A 21,971-nucleotide genomic window follows, 5' to 3' on the forward strand; every position below is an offset into this window, starting at 1 on the left:
CGTCCAGCACCGAGGCTGTCGTTCTGCTTACTGGCAGTTGCGGCCGACCCGAACAAAGAGACCGCTACAAGAGCGGTCTTTTTCTTTTAGATCAGATACTTAGAGCGCGGAGCTGATCTGCAGCTCGGCGGCGCCATCGAGGCCGTAAATGTCGTCGCGGAACTGCACGACGCCCGGAGCCGTCGACCATGCCGACAGATAGAGGAAGTGAACCGGCACCGGGTTGACGACCTGGATCGGCGTGTTCTCGCCGGTCTTGATCGCCGCCTCGAAATGCTGGCGATCCCAGCCGGGCGTGTCACGCAGGATCCAGGTGACGAGATCGCGCACGTTCTGGACGCGCACGCAGCCCGAGGAATCGAAGCGCATCAGCTTGCCGAACAGGCTCTGCTGCGGCGTGTCGTGCATGTAGACGCCGTCCGGGCTCGGGAAGTTGATCTTGACCGAGGCCATCGCGTTGTTGTTGCCCGGATCCTGGCGGAAACGGTATTTCGCGGCGTCGTCGGTCGACCAGTCGATGGTCATCGGATCGACCTCGCTGCCGTCCGGCGCGAACAGGCGAATGTGGCTGTCCTTGAGGTAGTTCGGGTCCTTCCGCATCAGCGGAATGATGTCCTTGCGCACGATCGAGACCGGCGCGTTCCAGTATGGATTGACGATGATCTCGTTGATCTTCGAGTTCACGATCGGCGTCTGGCGGTCGATCTTGCCGACGATCGCGGTATGGCGAAGCACGACGCGGTCGTTCTCGACGGCTTCGATCTGGGCGCCCGGAATGTCGACCAGCACGTAGCGGTCGCCCAGCGTGCCGGCCTTTTCCTTCAGGCGCTGCAGATTGGTCTGCAACTGGCCGAGCCGGATCTGCGCCGAGACGTTCATTGCCGTATAAGTGTATTTGCCCATGGCGCCGTCGGCCGGCAGGCCGTGCCGGAGCTGGAAGCGCTTAACCGCCGAGTCGACATAGGAATCGAAGGCCGTCGAAATGCCGGCGCTCTGCGGCAGGTCGCCCGAGACCATCAGGCGCTTGCGCAGCGGGACGACATCCGGATCGTCGACGCCGAGCTGCAATTTCTTGGTCGCCGGAACCTGTTCCCAGCCGCCCTGGGAGACGATGTTCTGATACTGCGCCACCGCCTGCTCGGTGAAGGCCACCGTCTGCTGGCTGAAGATCGGCAGCGTCGAGGCGACCTTGTTGGTGTCGGTGCCGCGCGCGTCGAACTGGTCGTCCCAATTGCCGCGTGTCGAGGATTTCAAGATGTCCCCGATCACGTCCTGCGCGCTCGCGTGACCCGCAACCATGGCGGCGGCGAGCGCGGAGGCTCCGGTGAGGAAGAAACGGCGGCTGGTTCTCATGGCAGACATTCTTGGCTATTCGCTCTCGCTCAATTCGCTTGCCGGGCGGCTTGTCCGCACTCTAGGGTTGGCGAACTTAACAATTCGCCAACCATGACCCGCATCATCGGCCGCAAGAAACGCGCTGCCGCCACGCAGGTTCCAAGGAGCGCAGGGCACAGGCCCGCAGCGTCACTCACAAATCGCATTGACCGCGATTATGGCGGCAACGTGGCCTTGGCCCGCGATTTGCATGCGGCGGCGAGGTGAAAGAAACGGCAGCGATGCTTTTTTGCATCGCGCGACGCCAGCGCGTCCTTACGAAGTAAGCACCCTGCCCTTCAGGCGCGGAGCTTCAATGCGCAGAGCGACGGTCAAACTCCCGCAGATGCCTGCCTTCGCAAAAAGAATGGGACCGGTGCACTTCAGCACCGATCCCGTACTCTTCTCCCGGTCGCGCTTCTTCGGCGCGGCTTTCCTGTCCCCAATTTCGAAGCGCTTACATCCGGTAAGCGATCGTGTCGTTCCAGAAGCGGTCGAGCCGCTGCAGCGCGCGGTTCATCTGCTTGAATTCGTCGGTGTTGATGCCGCCGACCGCCTCGATCGAGCCGACATGGCGTTCGTACAGGCCGGCGACGACGTCGGCCACCTCGTTGCCCTTCGGCGTCAGCGAGACGCGGACCGAACGGCGGTCGATGCGCGAGCGCTGGTGGTTGATGAAGCCGAGGTCGACCAGCTTCTTCAGATTGTAGGAGACGTTGGAGCCGAGATAATAGCCACGCGAGCGCAATTCGCCGGCGGTCAGCTCCGAATTGCCGATGTTGAAGAGCAGCAGCGCCTGGATGGCGTTGATGTCGGAACGGCCGTTGCGGTCGAACTCGTCCTTGATCACGTCAAGCAGGCGGCGGTGCAGACGCTCCACCAGCTGCAGCGATTCCATGTAAAGCGAGCGGATAGCCTCGCGGCGATCGTCGGATACGTTGGCGGTCTTCGCCGCCGGACGCGAATTGATCATTGTCTTTGCCTCTCGTTTGTCGCCTTGGTGATTTTTTGTTTTTCACCTTGATCGCGACACTATCGAATACTCATAAAATTCGACTTAAACGCCAGGGCTAACAAGAGCTTACCGGTAAGAGGTTTCGGAAGACGCTTAACGATCGGTCACCCGAGCAAGAACAATTAACCTAAAGATTTAGCCAATGGATCTTGCGGTGAAACGGGGCCGCGAAACCGGCCCCCGAAGGCCGGCCCTCGGCCGGCTTTATGGGTGGAGCATGATGCCGTCCGAAAACCGCTTCACACTTTTCGGCATCAGGCTCATTGGCGGAGCCGGCGCTTCTGCAGCCAGATGGTGACGCGAAAGACGATGTAGAGCAAGGCCACGCAGGCGTGCGAGACGACGATTAGCAGCCGATTGCCGAAGAGATCGGGGAAACCGGCATACATCACCGTCTCGGTCGCGGCGCAGATGAACCAGATCACCGGACCCCACGATGCCAGCATCCAGAGGCCGGCGGCGGCGAAGGGAAAGAACACCGCGAGCATGGCCGCCGCCACCTGCCAGTGCACCGGCATCAGGTCGAAGCGCCACAGCTCGCCCGGATAGATGCCGATGAGGCGGATCCAATAGAGGATGCCGAACAACAGGCAGTAGCCGGCGATGACGCGCTGGAACCAGGCGAAGATGACCTCGGTGGTCGAGGGCTGCAGCACCACGCGCCTGGAGGTGACCTCGCTCACAGGACAAGCTCCTTGTCGCCGAGCGGCGCGAAATAGGCGTCGATGTCGGCCGTCCGGACCTCATCCAGTCCTGCCGGCCGCCACGCGGGCTTCGAGCCTTTTTCGATGATGGCGGCGCGGATGCCTTCGTAGAAATCATGGCCGGCAAGCATGCGGTTGAGGATGCGGAACTCCATCTTCATGCATTCGTCCATCGACAGTGTCGAGCCGGCGCTGATCTCGCGCCAGGCGACGTGGAGGCTGGTCGGCGAACGGGTCTTGATCGTGGCGAGCGTCCTGGCGGCGAAGGCGTCTCCGGCGGCCGCCTCCTCGAGGCTGGCGATGATATCGGCAAGCGAGCTTTGCGAAAAATAGCGGGCGATCGAATTCAGGTCCTGCCGCTCCGTCTCGCGTTTTGCCGGCACGAAGAAATCGCGCAGCTCGGCATTCGGATCGTTGCTGGTCGCCAGCTCGTCGAGCAACCCCGCCTGGTCTTGCGCTTTGATGGTGTGCGTAGCAAGCCCCGACCAAAGCGCATCGCCGTAGCGGATGCGATTTCCCGTCAATCCGAGATACATGCCGAAGGAGCCGCCGAGATCCGGCAGCAAATGGCTGGCTCCGACATCGGGGAAGAAGCCGATGCCGACCTCCGGCATGGCGAACTGCGCGTTTTCGGTCAGCACCCGATGCGAGCCATGGAAAGAGATGCCGACGCCGCCGCCCATGACGATGCCGTCGATCAAAGCGATATAAGGTTTCTTGAAGCGCGCGATGCGGGCGTTTAGCCGGTACTCGTCGGCGAAGAAATCGACCGGAGGTTCGCCGGCGCGGCCGGCCTCGTAGATGTGCAGGATATCGCCGCCGGCGGAAAACGCCCTGCCCTCGGCCTTGACGACGACGAGACTGATGCCCGTGTCCTGCTCCCAGGCGTCGAGCGCCCTGCCGAGCGCCTTGACCATGTTGTGCGTGACGGCGTTGAGCGCCTTGGGTCGGGTCAAAGTGACCACACCCGCCTTGCCCAGCCGCTCAAAGCGGATCTCGTCGCCTCCGCCAAAATCCATCACCAGGAAATCTCTCTCTCCGTCCGCCGGGGGAGAGAAGTGCTAAAGGCGGCATGGAGACGCGTCAATGGCGGCGGTTACTGGAGCGCTCCTTGCGCTGGCGGGCGGCAGCGCCAGATGTTAGGTAACCGGCAAAGCACTGTGCCCGCGCCCGACAGGTTTCGAGCAGATCGACATGCCTGGAATTTTCCGCTTCGCGGTTGGATTGGTCGGTCTCCTGTGTCTGGGACTGCCGGTCCGCGCCGCGCCAATCGCCGAGCTCTACCAGGCGCAGGCGATCGTCACCGGCACCGGCGAGGCAAATCGCGAGATCGGCTTCAAGGATTGCCTCGACAAGGTGCTGGTCAAGGTCTCGGGCGACCAGCGCCTGACGCAGAAGACGGAGATGCTGGCTCTACGCGACAAGGCGGCCGACTTCGTGCAGTCCTTCCACTATCACGACCGGCTCGAAGGCGTCCCGATCCATGACGAGCAAGGCACGGATGACCGGCCGCATGATCTAACCTGCATCTACAAGCCGGCTGTCATCGACAAGCTCCTGGCGCAGCTCGGCAGCAGGCCCTGGCTCGGCGAGCGGCCGCTGATCGCCGTCTTCATGACCGCCGAGCAGGGCTCGCGGCATTTTATGCTGACGCAAGACGAGCAGCGCGGCGACGCGATGCGCGAATCCTTCGCCAATGCTGCCGGTCCGCTGCTGATGCGCGTCACCTTTCCAAAGGCCGGGCAGCTCGGCGGCCTTGACGAAAAGGCGCTCGCCGCGGCCGATATGGCAAGACTCGACAAGCTCGCCAAGAACGCGGAAGCGGCCCGAGCGCTCGCCGGCAGCATCGTGTGGAGCGATAAGGAGCTTGGCTGGATCGCCGACTGGCGGCTGGCCGATCACGGCAAGACCTATCGCTGGCAGGCGCGCGGCGTCAGCTTCGACGAGGCCTTCCGGGTCGCGGTCAGGGGCGCGGCGCAGATCCTGTCAGGACACGGGCCGCCGTGAGGCGCGTGCCTGGCACAATCGTGTCGCATTGGTCAGCGGCGGAGACGCGTGATAAAAGCCGGCGCAAATAGAGAGTTTCGGCGATGAACAAATTCACTCCCGCAAAGCCCGCCGGCGCGCGCAGCGTCGATGAGATCACCGGCAGCCGGCGGCTGCGGCGCATGCGCAAGGCCGACTGGTCGCGACGGCTTGTGCAGGAGAACCAGCTTTCGGTGAACGACCTGATCTGGCCGATCTTCGTCATCGACGGCAAGAACACGCGCGAGCCTATCGCCGCGATGCCCGACGTCTACCGCCTTTCCATCAACCTCGCGGTGAAGGAAGCTGAGCGCGCGGCCAAGCTGGGCATCCCGGCCATCGCCACCTTCCCCAATGTCGAGCTTGCCCTGCGCGACCAGACCGGCTCGCACATCCTCGATCCCGACAATGTCATCAACCGCGCCACGCGCGCCATCAAGGACGCGGTGCCCGAGATCGGCATCATCACCGATGCCGCGCTCGACCCGTTCACCAGCCACGGCCATGACGGCATCTTGCGCGACGGTATCATCGTCAATGACGAGACGGTGGAACAGGTCGCCGCCGCGGCCGTCATCCAGGCGGCGGCGGGCGCCGACATCATCGCGCCGTCCGACATGATGGACGGCCGCATCGGCGCCATCCGCGACGCGCTCGACGCCAACGGTTTCCAGGACGTGGCGATCATGTCCTACGCGACGAAGTTCGCCTCGGCCTTCTACGGACCGTACCGCGAGGCGGTCGGCACCGCCGGACTGCTCAAGGGCGACAAGAAAACCTACTATATCGACCACGCCAATTCCGACGAGGCCGTGCGCGAGGCCGAGCAGGACCTCGCCGAGGGCGCCGACATGCTGATGGTCAAGCCCGGCCTGCCCTATCTCGACATCATCCGCCGGCTGAAGGACGAGCTGCGGATGCCGACCTTCGCCTATCAGGTATCGGGCGAATATTCGATGATCAAGGCAGCGGCCGCCAATGGCTGGATCGACGGCGAAAAGGCGATGCTGGAATCGCTGCTTGCGCTGAAGCGGGCGGGCTGTGACGGCGTGCTTACCTATTTCGCGCCGGTGGTGGCGGAGATGCTGAGGGGGTAGGGCTCGCCTCGCGATTTTGGAATTCTAACGAGATCCGTTAGAATGGACCCATGAGCCGGAATGACGTGATCGAACGCTTGCAGAAGAACGCAGATGCCATCAGAGGCATGGGCGTGACTTCGCTTTATCTGTTTGGGTCGGCCGCGCGCGGCGACGCACGTTCGGACAGCGATCTTGATCTCTTCATAGACTACGATCCGGCGCGACGCTTTTCCTTGATCGACCTCGTCGGCATCAAACAATTTCTCGAAGAGAAAATGTCGGCCGAAATCGACATTACTACGCGGGATAGTCTTCATCCGATGTTGAAAGCTGATATCGAACGATCGGCCGTGCGTATATTTTGATGGCTCCGCGTCGGATCAAGCCGATCCTCGCCGAGATCGTTGCGGCTCTGGATGGTATCGATGCTGCGACGACCGGCAAGACACTGGAAGATTTCCGTAGTGATTGGCTGCTCCGCCACGGCATCGAGCGCGGTATCGAGATTATTTCCGAGGCCACCCGGCACATTCCTGACGATCTAATCGCTCTTGCCCCAGAAATTTCCTGGAAACAGGTTCGTGGCATAGGCAACATCCTGCGTCATGAATATCACAAGACTTCCGAAGCCATTGTCTGGGCTGTCGTGACAGACAACTTGCCGGCGCTACGCGTTGCCATTGAACGCATCCTTGATGCAGCCGACCGAGAGTTGCCCAGCTAATCGCGTTTCTCGACGAAAATTGCGACGGCATCCCTTACCGCCTTTCGCACCAATATTCCCGGGCAGCTACCATTCCTGCGACGATCCCGACAATGCCCGACTCGATGGTGCCAGAAAATACCGCTTGCATTTCGCAATCAGTCAAGCTACTCCAAAGACTGATTTCAGATTACAACTGGTCTAGGAGGCAGTCATGTCCAAGTTGCGTGTCAACGCTTTCACCTTGTCGCTCGACGGTTACGGCGCCGGTCCCGACCAAAGCCTCGACACACCGCTGGGCGTCGGCGGCGAAAATCTGCACAAATGGATGATCAAGACCCGCTCTTTCCACCAGATGATCGGCAAGGATGGCGGGACCACGGATACCGACAACGATTTTGCGGTCCGCAGCTTCGAGAATGTCGGCGCGTGGATCCTCGGCCGCAACATGTTCGCGCCGAGCCGTGGCGAATGGCCGGACGACAACTGGAAAGGCTGGTGGGGCGACAACCCGCCCTATCATGTTCCGACTTTCGTGCTGACGCACCACAAACGCGCACCGATCGAGATGGAAGGCGGTACGACTTTTTACTTCGTTACTGAAGGCATCCATTCGGCGCTCGAACAGGCGAAGGCAGCGGCCGGCGGCAAGGATGTGCGGGTCGGCGGCGGCGTCTCGACCGTTCGGCAGTATCTGCAGGAGAGCTTGATCGACGAGATGCATCTGGCCATCTCGCCTATCCTGCTCGGCTCGGGGGAGCATCTGTTCGCCGGGCTCGACATGCTGAAGCTGGGATATCAGTGCATGGAACAGGTTGCCACGGCGGATGCCTCGCATGTGATGATCGGGCGGGCGTAGGCCAGGCTTCTCCTTCTCCCCTTGTGGGAGAAGGAGGGCGCTCAATACTTCTCCGGCACGTAGAGTTCGCGCGGCAGGACCTGGCGCTCATATTGTGGGTTGAAGACGCGCTCCGGCAGCGTGATTTCCTCGTGCGGAACCTCCTCGTAGGGCATCTGCTGCAACAGATGGTCGATGCAGTTCAGCCGCGCCCGCTTCTTGTCGTTGCCCTCGACGATGAACCAGGGCGCTTCCGGAATGTTGGTGCGGGCGAAGGTCTCTTCCTTGGCCTTGGTGTACTGCTCCCAGCGCACGCGCGACTGCAGGTCCATGGGCGAGAGCTTCCACTGCTTCATCGGATCGTGGATACGCATCAGGAAACGCATCTGCTGCTCTTCGTCGGTGATCGAGAACCAATATTTCACCAGGGTGATGCCGGAACGAACCAGCATGCGCTCGAATTCGGGCACGTCGCGAAAGAACTCCTCGACCTGGTCCCCATTGGCAAAGCCCATCACCCGCTCGACGCCGGAGCGGTTGTACCAGGAGCGGTCGAACAGCACGATCTCGCCGCCCGCGGGCAGATGCGGCACGTAGCGCTGGAAATACCATTGCGACTTCTCGCGCTCGGTCGGCGCCGGCAACGCCACGACACGGGCGATGCGCGGATTGAGCCGCTGCGTGATGCGCTTGATGACGCCGCCCTTGCCGGCGGAATCGCGGCCTTCGAAGACCACCACCAGCTTCTTCTTGTGGTAGGCGACCCAGGACTGCAGCTTGATCAGCTCCGACTGCAGCCTGAGCAGCTCGCGAAAATAGGTCATGCGCTCGATGGAGGGCGGATGCGACTTCTTGTAGATCTTGGCGATCTCGAGCGAGAGCGCCGGCTCCGACAGCTCCAGCTCATAGTCCTCGTCGAGCGTATCCTCGAGCTCGGCTTCCAGCCAGTCCTTGGCCCCGGAATTCGGTTTCAGTTCATTCATCGCGCTGCTCCGTCTGCCTGTCAGCCATCACCGCTTCGGAAGCCCCGGCCGGACACTCCGTAAGCCGACTGAGATACAGAGGCGCAATGACGGTTTTATTGCAATCGCCCGGCAGCTGCATCGATATGGAAGATATGTGATCGACCCCGTATCGATAGCGGGGCGACAAGCGGCGGGAATTGTCCTACAAATCCCTCGCTCTTTCCGGCGCTCGCCACGGCGCTTCTTCAAAACAAAATTGCGAGGACCGACATGGAATACCGCACGCTCGGCCGATCCGGCTTGAAAGTCTCGACATTGACGCTTGGCACCATGACCTTCGGCGGCACCGGTCCGTTCGCCGCCGTCGGCAATTCGGATCTTTCGGAAGCCAAACGCATCATCGACACCTGCATCGATGCCGGCATCAACCTCATCGACACCGCAAACGTCTATTCCAATGGGCTGTCGGAAGAGATCATCGGCGAGGCGCTTGGCGGCAAGCGCAAGAACGATGTGCTGATCGCCTCGAAGGCGCGCATGCGTATCGGCACCGGCCCCAATGACGAAGGCCTGTCGCGCCATCATCTGATCCGCGAGTGCGAAAAGAGCCTGAAGCGGCTCAGGACCGACGTCATCGACGTCTATTTCGTCCACCAATGGGATGGGCTCACCCCGGTCGAGGAGACGGTCGCGGCGCTCGACACCTTGGTCAATCAGGGCAAGATCCGCTATATCGGCTGCTCCAACTGGTCGGGCTGGCAGGTGATGAAGGCCCTTGCCGTCAGCGACAGCCGCCATCAGGCCCGTTTCATCACTCAGCAGATCCACTACACGCTGGAAGCGCGGGAGGCCGAATACGAATTGCTGCCGATCTCGCTCGACCAGGGCCTCGGCGTGCTGGTCTGGAGCCCGCTGGCCGGCGGGCTGCTCTCCGGCAAATACCATCGCGACAGCCCGACCGCGCGCCAGATCGGCGGCTGGACGGAACCGCCGATCCGCGACGAGGATCGCCTGTGGCGCATTGTCGACGTGCTCAACTTCATCGGCAAGGCACGCGGCGTTTCGGGCGCGCAGGTGGCGCTTGCCTGGCTGCTCGGTCGACCGGCCGTAAGCTCGCTGGTGATTGGCGCGCGCAACGAGGCGCAGCTCAAGGACAACCTCGCCGCGGCAAGCCTGTCGCTCACCGAGGACGAACGGCAGCGTCTCGACATCGTCAGCCGGCCGCCGGTGCTTTATCCCTATTGGCACCAGCAGTTCACCGCCAGGGACCGGTTCGGGCCGGCCGATCGGGTGCTTGACCGCTCCCACGCTTAAAACGCTCAGCCGGCGATGAAGCGCCAGACTTCCGCGTCGGGCTTTATCTGTCCGCTCAGCACGAAATATTTATAGAGGACGAGCAGCGAAATCGCCTGCTCGTCCTGCTCATTGCCGAATTTGCGGCAATGGGCGTTGGCGGCGGCGGTTATGCGTCCCGCCTCGTCGGGATGTTTTTCAAAATAGGCCACTTTGTCGACCAGGTCGGAGAAATCTGGCTGCAGCGGCACGTAATGGACATTGGGCTCGACCTGGGCTTCGGCGAACCAGGTTTCGTAGGTCGGTTCCGGCATGAGGCAGAGTGAATTGGAGCTCATGATCCATTTCAGGTTCGTCGCGACATCATTGCCTTCGAGCGAGACGATGTAGCGATACTGTCGCTGCTGCTCGATGTTCAGGAACGGCTTGCGGTATCCGTCCGGCGCATCGGCCCTGTGGGAACCCGCATCGCAAATCGGCAGGTCGGCGGCTTTTTCGACGAAGCGGGTGCGAATCGGATTGTTGAGATGACCGCGCCACACCACCATCGGACGCTTGGCGGCGAAAGACAGGTTGTCGGGGGGCATGTAGAAGTGACGGAACTTGTTCAGCTTCATCAGCACGCCGTTCGCATTGTCGTCGCCGATGGGCCGGTCCTTGACGATCCTCGGGAACTCCGGAACGCCGACAACGTCGCCGAATTCGAAATCGATCAGCAGGCCAGGATCGAAATAGCGGGCGAATTCCTTGAGGTCGTAATAATACATGCTGGAAGAGGACGGCAGCTTGCCGACCGCTACGGCATCGGGACTGGGCACGAACGGGTGTTCCAGCTTGTTGTAGTAGTTCAGCCGCTCGCGAACCGTCTTGCCCGAAAGCATGGCCTGTTCAAGCCGGCTGGCGAGGCGGTCGCGAAACAGGGACTGCGGTGCGCGGTCGCGCGCGAAATTGCGCGCGTAGTAGAACAGCTTTGCGGCGGTTCGAGAGAGTGTGGCCATGCGTCCGCGAGTTCAGCAAGTCCCCCCTCGTCTCCTACAGCATTCTCCCGGCCATGTTGCAAGCCCGCTAATGCAACCGGCATTGTGTCGACGCTTTCCCTCAAGCCGCGACCACGGCAAATCCGCGTGCGCGCAAACCGCGCCGGTCGTCATGCAATGAGGTGACCAGCCGATCTCGGCTGCCGGCGATGTGAGCGGAAAGCAGCCGTGCCGCTGCCTCGGCATCGGCGCTCCTGACGGCGGCGAGGATGGCATGATGTTCGGCCCAGGCACGGCCGAGCGCCTTCTCATCGCGCACCTCCAGCCAGCGCGCACGCGACAGCCTGGTCATCGCGTCTCGCACGGCCCTGAGCAGAAACTCGTTGCCGGAAAGCCTTGCCAGTTCGATGTGGAAATCCAGGCCGACGCGATGCCACTCCTCGCGCGGCGTCTCAGCATCGCAGGAATCGAGCATCGCCGCGATCACGTCGACCCCGCTACGGTGTTCGAGCGCCGCCGTGAGGCGGACCGCCGCGACTTCGACCGCCTCGCGGTAGACGGCGATCTGCCCAAGTTCGGCAAGGTTGATCGGCGCCACCGCCCAGCCGCGGCCGTCGCGGGCTATCAGCCCTTCCGTCTCCAGGCGCAGCAATGCGGCCCTCACCGGCGTGCGCGACGCGCCGAAGCGGCTCTCGATCCAGCGCTCGGTCAGCCGCTCGCCCGGGCCGATCTCCAAACCGAGGATCATCTCGCGAAGCTGCCTCTCGACATTTTGCATCTGCGACATTTGTCGTCCCGTTTTCCAAGCCGCGTTGACGGCGCCCACATTGACAGCGGCGAGTGTCAGGTCCATGACGGATACCAGCTTGGTATCCCAAACTGGTATCCGTAACAACCCCAGCGTTGGCACGCATGACATGACGCCCCAGGAATCCGAACAGAGCGGCTTCAACATTCATTGGCGACGCAATCTCGCCGTCTGCTTCGCCGGCTCGTTCAGCACGCTTGTCGCCATGACGCTGCTTCTTCCGTTCCTGCCGCTTTACGTCGAGCAGCTCGGCGCCGAAGGCCACGCGGCGATCGTGCAGTGGTCGGGCATCGCCTATGGCGCGACCTTCTTCGCGGCCGCGCTGGTCGCGCCTTTGTGGGGACGGCTGGGCGACCGCTACGGCCGCAAGCTGATGCTGGTGCGCGCTTCGTTCGGCATGGCGATCTGCATGTCGCTGACCGGCATGGTCGAGAGCGTCTGGCAGCTGGTGCTGCTTCGGTTGCTGATCGGTTTTGCCGGCGGCTATTCCTCGGGCTCGACAATCCTGGTGGCGATGCAGACGCCCAAGGAGCGCTCCGGCTGGGCGCTGGGCGTGCTGGCGGCGGGCATCACGGCGGGCTCGCTGGTCGGACCGCTGCTCGGCGGTCTGCTGCCGCCGCTGATCGGCATCCGCGCGACCTTCCTGCTGTCCGGCGGCGTCATCTTCCTGGCATTCCTGGCGACGACTTTCCTGATCAAGGAGAATCCGCCGGCGCCCAAGCCCGCTTCGACGGCGGCGCCGAAAAGCGGCTGGTCGCAGATCCCCGACAAGCGGCCGATCGTCGCCATGCTGGCCACCGGCATGCTGCTAGCCTTCGCCACCATGTCGATCGAGCCGATCATCACCGTCTATGTGCAGCAGCTCGTCGAGGACCAGGGCAAGGTGACCATGGTCGCAGGCGTCGTCATGTCCGCGGCGGCGCTCGGCACGATCCTGTCCTCATCCTGGCTGGGAAAACTCGCCGACCGCGTCGGCCACTGGAACGTCGTGGTCGGCGCGCTGGCGGTCTCGGCATTGCTGCTCATTCCGCAAGCCTTCGTCACCAACGGCTGGCAATTGATCGGCCTGCGCTTCCTGATGGGCTTGGCGCTGGGCGGGCTGTTGCCCTGCATCACCAGCGTGATCCGCCACAACATCCCTGACGGGATCGGCGGCAATGTGCTTGGCCTCGCGATCTCGGCGCAATATGTCGGCCAGGTCGCAGGACCGATATCCGGCGGCTTCGTCGGCGGACATTTCGGCATGCGCTCGGTGTTTCTAGGCACAGCAGTGCTGATGGCGATCGGCGCGGTCTACAACTGGACTGTCCAGTCGCGCCGGGCGCGGCATATGCTGCTCGAAGCCGGCGAATCCTAACCGACGCCTCTACCTGACCGTAGCATGGAGCATCCAAGATGAGCCTTACCGGGCACACATCAGACGGCGGGAGCCGCGTCCTCGTGCTGGCAGCCGGCCTCGTCGGCGCGGCCGGCGTGGCGCTGTCGGCGGCGGCCGCGCATCGCGGCGGCGTCTTCACCGGCACGGCGGCCAATTTCCTGCTGATGCATGCGCCGGCGTTCCTTGCCATCGGCCTTGCCGGCGGCAACCACTGCCTCAAGATCGCCAGCCTCGTCCTGCTCGCGGGCCTGCTTCTGTTCTGCGGCGATCTGCTCGCCCGCGACTTTCTCGGCTCGCGGCTGTTCCCGATGTCGGCGCCGATCGGCGGTACCCTGCTGATTGCCGGCTGGGTAGCGATTGCCGTCTCGGCGCTGTGGCGTCCTCGACCGTAGGTATTCCGGCGAGCGTTTTTAACCGGCGCGCCTCTTGGCCTTGCGTGCAGCCAGGTCGTTGGCGCGGCGCCGCTCGGGCTGCTCGGTTCCGCGCGTGATGCCCCAATAGTTGCGGTAGATGTCCTGAAACAGATGACCAATCGGATGCATGACTGTTTCTCCTCAAAGTTGAATCGATCCAATACATAGATGCGGAAAATTGCCGCGGTTCAGCCGCGCTTGCGCTTCACGAGGAAGCGGAGCTCGCGGCGCCAGGGACCCGCTCTGCCGCGCCGCTTCTGGCTAATGGCGGCCGAGGCGATGCCCCAGTCGTTGGCGTAGATGTCCTCGAACAAGTAACTCACCGGATGCATGACACCCTCCTGTTGGAACCGCTCCATCAAAAAGCGGATGACTTGGATCGATTCAATCATAGGCCTCGATCATGCGACGTCAAGCGAAATTTGAATCGATCCAACAAAAATGTTAGATGACCAGCAGCAATTCAGCGGTCATGTTCTTCCCGTGACCGGATTCGGAGGAACGACATGGCCTCACTCCTCGAAGGCCAGGCAAGACCGATCAGGCTGGCCGACATCGCCAAGGCCGCCGGCGTCTCGCATGGCACGGCCTCGAATGTTTTCAGCCGCCCCGAGATCGTGCGTGCCGAAGTGCGCGAGCGGGTCAAGGCGGTGGCGGAGCAGATGGGTTATGCCGGTCCGGACCCGAAAGGTCGCCTGCTGCGCGCCGGCAAGGTCAACGCCATCGGCGTTGCCACCACCGAGCCGCTCTCCTACTTCTTCGACGATCCGTTCGCCCGCGTGATGATGGCTGGCATTTCCGAAGCCTGCGACGCCACCGGCGCGGGCATCGCGCTGGTCTCGGCCGCCAATCAGGAAAAGCTCGCCTGGAACATTCAGAGCGCGCTTGTCGACGGCTTTGTGCTGTTCTGCATCGAAGGCGGCTCGCGTCTTGTCGATCTGACGCGCGAGCGCAGGTTGCCCTTCGTTGCGCTGGAGCTCGGCTTCCAGGACGAGACCGTATCGGCCATCGGCGTCGACAATGTCGCCGGCGCCAGGCTCGCCGCGCGCCATCTCGCCGAACTCGGCCATCGCCGCTTCGCTGTCCTGTCGCTGGGCTTCGCCGACAACCGAACCGGCTTCGCGACTCCGGAAGTGGTGCGCAGCGCGGTCTATACCGGCACGCGCGATCGTCTTGCCGGCTATTTCGATGAGCTTTCCCGCTTCGGCATCGATACGGCGACTATCCCGGTCTATGAGACCGAGAACGAGGAGAAAAGCACCAGGGCCGGCCTCGAGGCGATCTTCGCCAGCGGCGAACCGCCGACCGCCATCCTGGCGATGTCGGACCGCATGGCCCTGATCGCCATCGACTGGCTGAGGGCACGCGGCCTCAACGTTCCCGGCGATGTATCCATTGTCGGCTTTGACGGCGTGCCGGACGGCGCGCTGAGCACGCCGCCGCTGACCACCATCGCCCAGCCGATCACCGAGATCGGCCGACGCGCCGCGCGCATGATCCTCGATCATGACGGCGCGGTCCGGCGCGAGACGATGGGCGTCGAGTTCGTCGTCAGAGGTTCGACCGGGCCGGCACCGAAAGCCTGAGCGGGCTCAGGCAATTCGGATAGATCACAGGCATTTCCTTGCCCTGCGGTTAATAGCCGCCCGCCCGCGCCGGCAGCGGCTGCACGCCGAATGTCGCACGCGCAGGCTCCTCGCGCACCGGCTTGGCGCGGGATGAGCCGAGGCTCGCAAGCCATTCGAGATAAAGCGCGAGCGCGAGCTGCATGGCGATGCCGGCTGCGATCAGCAGCGTATCGTAGGCCAAGCCTCCCGGATTGATCAGCTTCAGCACCTGCGCCGCCATGGCAAGCAGCGTGCCGGCGATGAACACCGGCAGCGAGCGCTTGCCCAGGATCGCGATCGGATTGTCGGGCCGGACGCGGAAGAGGTTGGAGACCGCCGGCAGCGCGACGATCAGATAGCTGACCGCAAGAATGTGCAAGAGCCGCGGCAGCGACAGGAAGGTCTTGTCGAAGCCGCCGATCACCACCGGCAGGTTGAACCAGGTGATCTGACCCCAGAGCGGCGTGTGCACCCAGATCGCTGCGCCGACCACATAGAGGCCGGCGGCACCCAGCAGCCACGGATTGACCGGGATGCGCCCGCCGCGCTTCACATGTAGCATGGCGGCAAGGCCGATGTTGAACAGGAACTGCCAGGACAGCGGGTTGAGGAACCAGAGGCCGGGCTCCGGATAGTTCGGCGGCGCGATCTGCCAGATGCCGGCGACGAGCCACAGCAGGCCGGACGCGATCAGCGCCGGCACCGGCCGATAGCTGACGAACAGCACGAACGCAGGCGCCGCCAAAAGCAGCGCCGCATAGACCGGCAAGATGTTGTTGTAGCCGAGCTGATGGCCGAGCGTGACGATGCCGAGCAGCGCCTGCGGCGTGTTGCGCATCAAGGGTTCGATGTTGATCATCGCCAGCATTTCCGGCCGGTGCGCGAACAGCGCGGCGGCGCAAAACAGCGCGATCACCGCCATCGTGATGACGATATGAGAGATGTAGAGCACCCCGGCGCGCCGCCACATCTTCAAGGTCGCGAGCAACCGGCCGCCAGGCTTGAACTTCGTGCCGTAAGCCAGCGCCACCGAGATGCCGGAAATCAGCACGAAGGCTTCCGCCGCGTCGGAGAAGCCGAAATTCTTGTAGGTCCAGTTCTCGAAGACGGTGCCAGGCACATGGTCGACGAAAATTGTGAGCAGCGCGAGCGCGCGCAGCACGTCGATACGCGTGTCACGATCATTGATACGTGTGTCACGGTCGTTGATGCGCGTATCGCGCTCTCCGACACGCTTATCGCGGTCGTTGGGAACAGGGGTGGTCATCGACAAAAGGCCTCAAAGCTGGTTGTTCATAGCCAGCAAATGCGACCCCCGGGGCGCACCGCTTCGATTCCTCCCACGGGGGAGTGTATCGGCGGAAAAACGGCCCGAATTGCGCCTGGTTCAATCAACTTTCGCGGAGCGCGAAAATATTCCGTTTTGAAGCCGGCAAATCAACGAATCTCTCATGGAATCAAATGGATATGAGCGCTTCCGAATATAGCGAGAAAAACAGTATCCTGCGCAAGGACCTCACCTTCCCTTACCGTCTGCTGAGGCCGGCAAACGCAAGCGGCCAGTGCCTGTTCGTGCTGCACGGGTCGGGTGTCGATGAGACGACGATGCTGCCGCTGGCAAGGCAGATCGCGCCCCGTTCAGTGATCGTCGCGGCGCGCGGCCGCATTCCACAGGAGGACGGATTTCGCTGGTTCGAGCGAATCACGCCGACCAGTTTCGAGCAAACCTCCATCCGTGCCGAGACGGCCGCCTATGCCGAGTTCGCAACGGAAGTGTCACGCCAACATGGGCTCGATCTGCAACGCGCGACCTTCCTTGGCTATTCGAACGGCGCCAATGTCGTCTCCAGCCTGATGCTGCTCCATCCCGGCATTGTCAGACAGGCAGCGCTGTTGAGGGCGATGCCGGTGCTCGACATGTCGCCAATGGCCAAACTCGGCGGCAGCCGCGTGTTGATCATTGCCGGGGCGGCCGACCAGACCTATGGCCCTTTCGCCCCTGCCCTGGTGACACTGTTCAGCGAACGCCAAGCCGAGGTTGACGCGCGCATCGTCGCCTCGGGCCATGAGTTTGGCGATGCGGACGCCGCGATCCTGCGGCAATGGCTGGCAGCGCCTGCCCCGGCTGCCTGAATCGCGCGCCAGCCTCTCGCAGGTAAGAGCTGAAAATGTGAGGCACGTCACACTCCAAGGCAGCATACCGCCCTACTGTCATATGTCTGTCACACACTGTCTATCGAGATACTGTTCACCGAGGGGGAGGTCTCAATGGCCGACGAGAACAGCATCACTCTGCTCGACGACACTTCGAAGTTGCCCGCCATTGCCGCCAGCCCGGGCGAGGTCGCCAGGATTGAAGGCGGCATCGATATTCGCGACCGCGCGGCGATTTCGGTCTTCGGCGACCGTGCCCAGCAGGCGGTCAGCGACTATGCCGACAAGATCCTGTCGCAGATTCGCAACCGCGATCTCGGCGACACCGGCACGCTGCTGACCGACATCATCATGAAGGCCAAGAACCTCGACCCTGCTTCGCTGAAGGAAGCAGGGTTCTTGAGCAACCTGTTCTCCTCGTTCAAGGCACGGCTCGAGCGCTTCAAGGAAAAATATGAGGACGTCGCCGGGCAGATCGACCGCATCGGCCTCGAGCTCGACCGCCACAAGGACACGCTGCGCCGCGATATCGCCGTGCTCGACGACCTGCATGAGCAGACCAAGGACTCCATCCTCAATCTCGACGCCTATGTGCAGGCCGGCAAGAAATTCGTCGATGAATACCGCGCCAACGAGCTGCCGAAGCTGAAAGCCGCGGCCGACGCCAAGGCCAGCGACTCTGCCGGAGCGCTGGAGGCGCAGACCTATCAGGACGCCGTGCAGGCACTCGACCGGCTGGAAAAGCGCATCTTCTATTTTGTGCAGGCGCGCCAGCTCGGCATCCAGCAATTGCCGCAGATCCGCATCGTGCAGTCGGGTGACGAGACGCTGATCGAGAACCTGCAGGCCACCTCGGCGCTGACCGTGCCGGCCTGGAAACAGAAGATGGTCATCCTGCTCGGGCTGACCAACCAGAAGTCGGCGCTGGAGTTGCAAAAGACAGTGACCGACGCCACCAACGAGATGATCCGCCAGACATCGAAGATGATGAAGGATCAGGCCATCTCCATCGAGGAGCAGGCGCAGCGCGGCATCGTCGATGTCGAGACGCTGGCCCAGGCCAACCGCGACCTGATCGACACGGTGCAGGGCGTGCTCAAGGTGCAGGAGCAAGGCCGGCAGAGGCGGGCCGATGCCGAAAAGCAGATGGACCAGATGACCGCCGACCTCAAGAAAGCGCTCACCGGAGCATGATGCCGAAAAGTGTGAAGCGGTTTTCGGACGACATCATGCTCAATCTCTTTGATTTGGAGCCGGACGATTTCAGGTCGAGTGGACCTGAAATCGTCCGGCTCCAGGGCTGACGGAGCCTCGATGCCAATGAAGCTTTCGTCCGTTCTTGCGCTGGCGGCCGCACTGCTGCTGGCGGCCTGCAATTCGAGCAACGTCAAATTCTCGATCGTCTCCGGTTCCGAAAACACGGTGCTGGAGCCGATCGTGCAGGAATTCTGCGCCAAGCAGGGCGCGACCTGCACCATCTCCTACCAGGGCTCGCTCGACATCGGCCTCGGACTGCAGAAGGCCAGCGGGCTCGATCAGGACGCGGTCTGGCCGGCATCGAGCGTCTGGGTCGATCTGTTCGATTCCGGCCGCAAGGTCCGCAACCTCACTTCGATCGCGCAGATGCCGGTCATCCTCGGCGTGCGCAAATCCAAGGCCGCCGAACTCGGCTGGATTGGCAAGGACGTGTTCATGAAGGACATCCTTGCCGCGGTGAAGGACGGCAAGCTCAAATTCCTGATGACTTCGGCCACGCAGTCCAATTCCGGCGCCAGCGCCTATCTGGCGATGCTCTCCAGCGCGCTTGTCGGCAAGGAAGTGATCCAGCCCGGCGACCTCGACAGCCCCGCCGTCCACGACACCGTCGGCGCGCTGCTGCAAGGCGTCGAGCGCTCTTCGGGTTCTTCGGGCTGGCTGGCCGACCTCTATGTCGATTCCGCGCGCAAGGGCACGCTCTATGACGCGATGTGGAATTACGAGGCGACGCTGAAAGAAACCAACGACAAACTGAAGCAGATGGGCGACGAGCCGCTCTACGCGGTCTATCCGGCCGATGGCGTGGCGGTAGGCGATTCCCCACTCGGCTTCATCGATCACGGGCGCGGCGCCGACGTCGAAAAATTCTTCACCAACCTGCTCGCCTATCTGCAGTCGGAAGCGGTGCGCAAGCGCATCGCCGACACCGGCCGGCGGCTGCCGCTGGGCGGCGCCGCGGCTCAGGCGACGGCCGAACCCGACTGGAATTTCGATCCCGGCAAGCTGGTGACCTCGATCCGCATGCCGGAGCCGCCGGTAATCCGGACGGCGCTAAACCTCTATCAGGAGGCGCTGCGCAAGCCGTCACTGACGGCGCTGTGCTTCGATTTCTCGGGCTCGATGGAGGACCAGGGCGAAAAGCAGCTGCAGGCGGCCGCGCAGTTCCTGTTCACGCCGGAAAAATCGAGCGAAGTGCTGGTGCAATGGACGCGGTCCGACCACATCTTCGTGCTGCCCTTCGACAGCACCGTGCGCGACATTTTCGACGCGACAGGCGATCCGGCGGGCCAGAGCCAGCTGCTCGGTGACGTGGCGCAGCAGCGCGCCGGCGGCGGCACGGACATGTACGCCTGCGCCTCGCAAGCGCTGCAGAAGATCCTGGCCACCCCGGATATGCCGAAATACCTGCCGGCCATCGTCATCATGACCGACGGCCGCACCGACGGCAGCGCCGAGCCGTTTTTGGCTGAGTGGCGCCAGGCGGCGGTACGGGTGCCGGTGTTCGGCATCACTTTCGGCGACGCCGACAAGAGCCAGCTCGACAGTCTGGCCAAAGCGACCTCGGCGCGGGTCTTCGAGGGCGGCGGCGACCTTGCCGGTGCCTTCCGCGCCGCGCGCGGCTACAACTAAGGCCAACGATGCGCGGTTTGTTCGGCAATGACTGGAATTGGATCGTGGCGGGGCTGGTATCGGCCGCGCTGCTGATCGGTCTCAGCACGCTCACCCACTTCCCCTTCCTGGTCTCGGCCGTGATCTCGGTTCTGGTCTTTGCCGGATTGATCTTCGTGCTGGCGCCGCGCCAGCTGTTCGAAGGGCTCGACCTGCGCTCGATCGGCGGCGGCCAGGTGGCGTTCGCGCGCGAATTGCTGGCGCAGGCGCAGCCGGCGGCCGACCGGCTGGCGGCGGCGGCCGGCTCGATCGCTGACAAGGATATGAAGGCCAAGGTGAGAAACCTGTCCGACATCGCCACCGACGTCATATCCAAGGTCGAGGCGAGGCCGGCGAGCGCTGCTTCCGTCCGGCGCTTCCTGACCTATTACGTGCCGCAGGCGGCGGAAGTCGCGGAAGGCTATGCCGCGCTTGCCGATCGCCGCGCGCCAAGCCAGCAACGGCTTGCCACCATCGGCGCGGTGATCACCAAGCTGCAGGACGCCTTCGTCCACTATGCCGACAGCCAGGCAGACTCCGAGCTTGGCACGCTCGACGTTGACCTTCGACTCATCCAGGAGTCGCTGAAAGAGGATATCGGTCGCTGATGGCCCTTTCTCGCCGCGCTTTCGGACTGGGACTGCTTGCCGCCGCCGCGGCCGGAACGGGCGGCTATCTGACGCTCAAGGACCGGCCGGAATTCCGCGGCTATCTCGGCAACCGCGCGCATCTGTTCGGCTTCGTCGGCGGCGAGAAGCAGGCTTTCCTTGCCGACCCCGATGTCGCCAGCGCGCTGGGCGGCTACGGACTGGAGCTCGACGCCCGTGTCGCCGGTTCGGTCGAGATGGTGCGCGAGCCGGCGCTCTTGACGCAGAAGCCGCAATTCCTGTGGCCGTCCTCGTCTATCATGGTCGATCTCGCACGCAAGAGCGGCGTCTCGATCCGCAACGACCAGGTCGTGCTCAATTCGCCTATCGTCGTCTACACCTGGGGACCGGTGGTCGAAGGCCTGAAGAAGAGCGGCCTGGTGACCGTCGCGGCCAAGGGCGGCTACAACCAGCTCGACCTCAAGGCGCTTCTCGATGCCATTCTTGCCGGCAAGAACTGGTCGGATCTGGGCATCTCCGAGCTCTACGGCCGCGCCCGCATCGTGTCCACCGATCCCAACCGCTCCAATTCCGGCTTCATGTTCGCAGGGCTGGTGCTCAGCCTGCTGAGCGGCGACGTGGCGACGCAGGAGCTGTTTGCCCGGCATCGCGAGGAGGCAAAGTCAATCTTCCGCAGCATGGGCCTGAAATCGTCCTCGTCGGGCAAGCTGTTCGACCAGTATATCGCCGGCGGCCTCGGCGCCGAGCCGATGGCGGTGGGCTACGAGAACCAGTTGGTGGAATGGGCGCTCGCCGACCCGGCGCGCTGGCAGCGCGTGCAGGCCGGCGCCGGCGCCAAGCCGGAAATCCTCTACCCGCGTCCTACCGTCTATTCGGCGCATCCGCTGATCGTCATCGATCCGGCGGTCGATCCGCTGCTCGAAGCGCTGACCAGCCCGAAGCTGCAGCAACTCGCTTGGTCGAAGCACGGGTTCCGCGGACCGCTCGGCACCGTGGCGGGCGATGCGGATGCCATCGCCGGCGTGCGGCCGGCCGAGATCGAGGCGGTGCTGCCGATGCCTTCGGCCGACGTGATGCTTTCGCTGCTGTCGCAGATGGAAGGTTAGCCGGCCGGCCTGGCCGGATT

The 21,971-nt window shown here is 63.1% G+C and carries 24 protein-coding genes; 14 read left to right on the plus strand and 10 right to left on the minus strand.

Annotation, left to right across the window (positions count from 1 at the left end):
- Nucleotides 1-99 precede the first annotated feature (99 nt).
- From FJ419_RS20815 to FJ419_RS20830, 4 genes are all read right to left on the minus strand, one after another.
- A complete protein-coding gene (locus FJ419_RS20815; protein ID WP_140697857.1) occupies nucleotides 100-1,353 on the minus strand; it encodes a L,D-transpeptidase family protein in 1,254 nt (417 codons plus the stop codon).
- Between the two features lie 478 nt (nucleotides 1,354-1,831).
- Nucleotides 1,832-2,347 (minus strand): MarR family winged helix-turn-helix transcriptional regulator, encoded by a 516-nt coding sequence (locus tag FJ419_RS20820; protein ID WP_040983294.1) that lies wholly within the window; start codon nucleotides 2,345-2,347, stop codon nucleotides 1,832-1,834.
- A 302-nt stretch (nucleotides 2,348-2,649) separates the two neighbouring features.
- Complete coding sequence (locus tag FJ419_RS20825) at nucleotides 2,650-3,072, minus strand: DUF6163 family protein (protein ID WP_140541278.1); 423 nt, start codon at nucleotides 3,070-3,072, stop codon at nucleotides 2,650-2,652.
- Nucleotides 3,069-4,112, minus strand: coding sequence for an enoyl-CoA hydratase/isomerase family protein (locus FJ419_RS20830; RefSeq protein WP_140697541.1), 1,044 nt, complete (start codon nucleotides 4,110-4,112; stop codon nucleotides 3,069-3,071). The genes FJ419_RS20825 and FJ419_RS20830 overlap by 4 nt, the downstream gene beginning before the upstream one ends.
- Nucleotides 4,113-4,287: 175 nt before the next feature.
- Here FJ419_RS20830 and FJ419_RS20835 point away from each other — a divergent pair, with 175 nt between their 5' ends.
- From FJ419_RS20835 to FJ419_RS20855, 5 genes are all read left to right on the plus strand, one after another.
- Entirely contained in the window at nucleotides 4,288-5,100 is an 813-nt protein-coding gene (locus tag FJ419_RS20835) for a DUF2066 domain-containing protein (RefSeq protein WP_140697544.1), read from the plus strand.
- An 83-nt stretch (nucleotides 5,101-5,183) separates the two neighbouring features.
- On the plus strand, nucleotides 5,184-6,215 hold the full coding sequence (gene hemB / locus FJ419_RS20840; RefSeq protein WP_140697550.1) for a porphobilinogen synthase: 1,032 nt from the start codon (nucleotides 5,184-5,186) through the stop codon (nucleotides 6,213-6,215).
- A 50-nt stretch (nucleotides 6,216-6,265) separates the two neighbouring features.
- Nucleotides 6,266-6,562, plus strand: a complete 297-nt coding sequence (locus tag FJ419_RS20845) for a nucleotidyltransferase domain-containing protein (RefSeq protein WP_140697560.1) — start codon at nucleotides 6,266-6,268, stop codon at nucleotides 6,560-6,562.
- Nucleotides 6,562-6,921 carry a HepT-like ribonuclease domain-containing protein gene (locus FJ419_RS20850; RefSeq protein WP_140541273.1) on the plus strand — a complete coding sequence of 120 codons (360 nt, stop codon included), beginning with the start codon at nucleotides 6,562-6,564 and terminating at the stop codon, nucleotides 6,919-6,921. Before FJ419_RS20845 ends, FJ419_RS20850 begins: the two co-directional genes overlap by 1 nt.
- Nucleotides 6,922-7,114: 193 nt before the next feature.
- Nucleotides 7,115-7,759 carry a dihydrofolate reductase family protein gene (locus FJ419_RS20855; RefSeq protein WP_140697568.1) on the plus strand — a complete coding sequence of 215 codons (645 nt, stop codon included), beginning with the start codon at nucleotides 7,115-7,117 and terminating at the stop codon, nucleotides 7,757-7,759.
- A 41-nt stretch (nucleotides 7,760-7,800) separates the two neighbouring features.
- On the opposite strand, the gene ppk2 is transcribed toward FJ419_RS20855, so the two are convergent.
- Nucleotides 7,801-8,721, minus strand: a complete 921-nt coding sequence (gene ppk2, locus FJ419_RS20860) for a polyphosphate kinase 2 (protein WP_140541271.1) — start codon at nucleotides 8,719-8,721, stop codon at nucleotides 7,801-7,803.
- 252 nt (nucleotides 8,722-8,973) lie between these two features.
- Here ppk2 and FJ419_RS20865 point away from each other — a divergent pair, with 252 nt between their 5' ends.
- Nucleotides 8,974-10,017 (plus strand): aldo/keto reductase, encoded by a 1,044-nt coding sequence (locus FJ419_RS20865; protein ID WP_140697576.1) that lies wholly within the window; start codon nucleotides 8,974-8,976, stop codon nucleotides 10,015-10,017.
- 5 nt (nucleotides 10,018-10,022) lie between these two features.
- On the opposite strand, the gene FJ419_RS20870 is transcribed toward FJ419_RS20865, so the two are convergent.
- Nucleotides 10,023-10,994, minus strand: coding sequence for a glycosyl transferase family 90 (locus tag FJ419_RS20870; RefSeq protein WP_140697579.1), 972 nt, complete (start codon nucleotides 10,992-10,994; stop codon nucleotides 10,023-10,025).
- Nucleotides 10,995-11,094: 100 nt separating this feature from the next.
- Nucleotides 11,095-11,760, minus strand: coding sequence for a GntR family transcriptional regulator (locus FJ419_RS20875; protein WP_140697582.1), 666 nt, complete (start codon nucleotides 11,758-11,760; stop codon nucleotides 11,095-11,097).
- A 130-nt stretch (nucleotides 11,761-11,890) separates the two neighbouring features.
- Between FJ419_RS20875 and FJ419_RS20880 the strand changes: the two genes are divergently transcribed.
- Both FJ419_RS20880 and FJ419_RS20885 read left to right on the plus strand, forming a co-directional pair.
- Nucleotides 11,891-13,138 carry an MFS transporter gene (locus FJ419_RS20880; RefSeq protein ID WP_140697585.1) on the plus strand — a complete coding sequence of 416 codons (1,248 nt, stop codon included), beginning with the start codon at nucleotides 11,891-11,893 and terminating at the stop codon, nucleotides 13,136-13,138.
- 38 nt (nucleotides 13,139-13,176) lie between these two features.
- Complete coding sequence (locus FJ419_RS20885; protein ID WP_140697590.1) at nucleotides 13,177-13,551, plus strand: DUF423 domain-containing protein; 375 nt, start codon at nucleotides 13,177-13,179, stop codon at nucleotides 13,549-13,551.
- A gap of 18 nt (nucleotides 13,552-13,569) precedes the next feature.
- Here FJ419_RS20885 and FJ419_RS31455 read toward each other — a convergent pair whose 3' ends face one another.
- Complete coding sequence (locus FJ419_RS31455) at nucleotides 13,570-13,701, minus strand: hypothetical protein (protein ID WP_281405830.1); 132 nt, start codon at nucleotides 13,699-13,701, stop codon at nucleotides 13,570-13,572.
- Nucleotides 13,702-13,760: 59 nt separating this feature from the next.
- On the minus strand, nucleotides 13,761-13,964 hold the full coding sequence (locus FJ419_RS20890) for a hypothetical protein (protein ID WP_140697593.1): 204 nt from the start codon (nucleotides 13,962-13,964) through the stop codon (nucleotides 13,761-13,763).
- A gap of 114 nt (nucleotides 13,965-14,078) precedes the next feature.
- Here FJ419_RS20890 and FJ419_RS20895 point away from each other — a divergent pair, with 114 nt between their 5' ends.
- Entirely contained in the window at nucleotides 14,079-15,158 is a 1,080-nt protein-coding gene (locus tag FJ419_RS20895) for a LacI family DNA-binding transcriptional regulator (protein WP_140697596.1), read from the plus strand.
- A 49-nt stretch (nucleotides 15,159-15,207) separates the two neighbouring features.
- On the opposite strand, the gene opgC is transcribed toward FJ419_RS20895, so the two are convergent.
- Nucleotides 15,208-16,446: an OpgC domain-containing protein gene (gene opgC / locus FJ419_RS20900; RefSeq protein WP_140697599.1), complete on the minus strand. Its 1,239-nt coding sequence runs from the start codon at nucleotides 16,444-16,446 to the stop codon at nucleotides 15,208-15,210.
- 200 nt (nucleotides 16,447-16,646) lie between these two features.
- On the opposite strand from opgC, the gene FJ419_RS20905 reads away from it, so the two are divergent.
- From FJ419_RS20905 to FJ419_RS20925, 5 genes are all read left to right on the plus strand, one after another.
- A complete protein-coding gene (locus tag FJ419_RS20905) occupies nucleotides 16,647-17,312 on the plus strand; it encodes an alpha/beta hydrolase (RefSeq protein ID WP_140697602.1) in 666 nt (221 codons plus the stop codon).
- A 135-nt stretch (nucleotides 17,313-17,447) separates the two neighbouring features.
- On the plus strand, nucleotides 17,448-18,527 hold the full coding sequence (locus FJ419_RS20910) for a toxic anion resistance protein (RefSeq protein WP_140697605.1): 1,080 nt from the start codon (nucleotides 17,448-17,450) through the stop codon (nucleotides 18,525-18,527).
- 120 nt (nucleotides 18,528-18,647) lie between these two features.
- The gene (locus FJ419_RS20915; protein WP_140697608.1) at nucleotides 18,648-20,219 is read left to right on the plus strand and encodes a substrate-binding domain-containing protein; all 1,572 of its coding nucleotides are present in this window, start codon (nucleotides 18,648-18,650) and stop codon (nucleotides 20,217-20,219) included.
- A gap of 8 nt (nucleotides 20,220-20,227) precedes the next feature.
- Entirely contained in the window at nucleotides 20,228-20,845 is a 618-nt protein-coding gene (locus FJ419_RS20920; RefSeq protein WP_140697611.1) for a 5-bromo-4-chloroindolyl phosphate hydrolysis family protein, read from the plus strand.
- Nucleotides 20,845-21,951: a hypothetical protein gene (locus FJ419_RS20925; protein WP_140697614.1), complete on the plus strand. Its 1,107-nt coding sequence runs from the start codon at nucleotides 20,845-20,847 to the stop codon at nucleotides 21,949-21,951. The genes FJ419_RS20920 and FJ419_RS20925 overlap by 1 nt, the downstream gene beginning before the upstream one ends.
- Nucleotides 21,952-21,971 lie beyond the last annotated feature (20 nt).

The sequence above is a fragment of the Mesorhizobium sp. B2-6-2 genome, from assembly GCF_006440615.1.
GTDB lineage: Bacteria > Pseudomonadota > Alphaproteobacteria > Rhizobiales > Rhizobiaceae > Mesorhizobium.

Excerpts from the sequence above, each read along its gene's own strand:
- FJ419_RS20815 (WP_140697857.1), bottom strand. The coding sequence starts at position 1,353 with ATGAGAACCAGCCGCCGTTTCTTCCTCACCGGAGCCTCCGCGCTCGCC.
- FJ419_RS20820 (WP_040983294.1), bottom strand. The coding sequence starts at position 2,347 with ATGATCAATTCGCGTCCGGCGGCGAAGACCGCCAACGTATCCGACGAT.
- FJ419_RS20830 (WP_140697541.1), bottom strand. The coding sequence starts at position 4,112 with ATGGATTTTGGCGGAGGCGACGAGATCCGCTTTGAGCGGCTGGGCAAG.
- FJ419_RS20835 (WP_140697544.1), top strand. The coding sequence starts at position 4,288 with ATGCCTGGAATTTTCCGCTTCGCGGTTGGATTGGTCGGTCTCCTGTGT.
- hemB (WP_140697550.1), top strand. The coding sequence starts at position 5,184 with ATGAACAAATTCACTCCCGCAAAGCCCGCCGGCGCGCGCAGCGTCGAT.
- FJ419_RS20845 (WP_140697560.1), top strand. The coding sequence starts at position 6,266 with ATGAGCCGGAATGACGTGATCGAACGCTTGCAGAAGAACGCAGATGCC.
- FJ419_RS20850 (WP_140541273.1), top strand. The coding sequence starts at position 6,562 with ATGGCTCCGCGTCGGATCAAGCCGATCCTCGCCGAGATCGTTGCGGCT.
- FJ419_RS20855 (WP_140697568.1), top strand. The coding sequence starts at position 7,115 with ATGTCCAAGTTGCGTGTCAACGCTTTCACCTTGTCGCTCGACGGTTAC.
- ppk2 (WP_140541271.1), bottom strand. The coding sequence starts at position 8,721 with ATGAATGAACTGAAACCGAATTCCGGGGCCAAGGACTGGCTGGAAGCC.
- FJ419_RS20865 (WP_140697576.1), top strand. The coding sequence starts at position 8,974 with ATGGAATACCGCACGCTCGGCCGATCCGGCTTGAAAGTCTCGACATTG.
- FJ419_RS20870 (WP_140697579.1), bottom strand. The coding sequence starts at position 10,994 with ATGGCCACACTCTCTCGAACCGCCGCAAAGCTGTTCTACTACGCGCGC.
- FJ419_RS20875 (WP_140697582.1), bottom strand. The coding sequence starts at position 11,760 with ATGTCGCAGATGCAAAATGTCGAGAGGCAGCTTCGCGAGATGATCCTC.
- FJ419_RS20880 (WP_140697585.1), top strand. The coding sequence starts at position 11,891 with ATGACGCCCCAGGAATCCGAACAGAGCGGCTTCAACATTCATTGGCGA.
- FJ419_RS20885 (WP_140697590.1), top strand. The coding sequence starts at position 13,177 with ATGAGCCTTACCGGGCACACATCAGACGGCGGGAGCCGCGTCCTCGTG.
- FJ419_RS31455 (WP_281405830.1), bottom strand. The coding sequence starts at position 13,701 with ATGCATCCGATTGGTCATCTGTTTCAGGACATCTACCGCAACTATTGG.
- FJ419_RS20890 (WP_140697593.1), bottom strand. The coding sequence starts at position 13,964 with ATGATTGAATCGATCCAAGTCATCCGCTTTTTGATGGAGCGGTTCCAA.
- FJ419_RS20895 (WP_140697596.1), top strand. The coding sequence starts at position 14,079 with ATGGCCTCACTCCTCGAAGGCCAGGCAAGACCGATCAGGCTGGCCGAC.
- opgC (WP_140697599.1), bottom strand. The coding sequence starts at position 16,446 with ATGACCACCCCTGTTCCCAACGACCGCGATAAGCGTGTCGGAGAGCGC.
- FJ419_RS20905 (WP_140697602.1), top strand. The coding sequence starts at position 16,647 with ATGAGCGCTTCCGAATATAGCGAGAAAAACAGTATCCTGCGCAAGGAC.
- FJ419_RS20910 (WP_140697605.1), top strand. The coding sequence starts at position 17,448 with ATGGCCGACGAGAACAGCATCACTCTGCTCGACGACACTTCGAAGTTG.
- FJ419_RS20915 (WP_140697608.1), top strand. The coding sequence starts at position 18,648 with ATGCCAATGAAGCTTTCGTCCGTTCTTGCGCTGGCGGCCGCACTGCTG.
- FJ419_RS20920 (WP_140697611.1), top strand. The coding sequence starts at position 20,228 with ATGCGCGGTTTGTTCGGCAATGACTGGAATTGGATCGTGGCGGGGCTG.
- FJ419_RS20925 (WP_140697614.1), top strand. The coding sequence starts at position 20,845 with ATGGCCCTTTCTCGCCGCGCTTTCGGACTGGGACTGCTTGCCGCCGCC.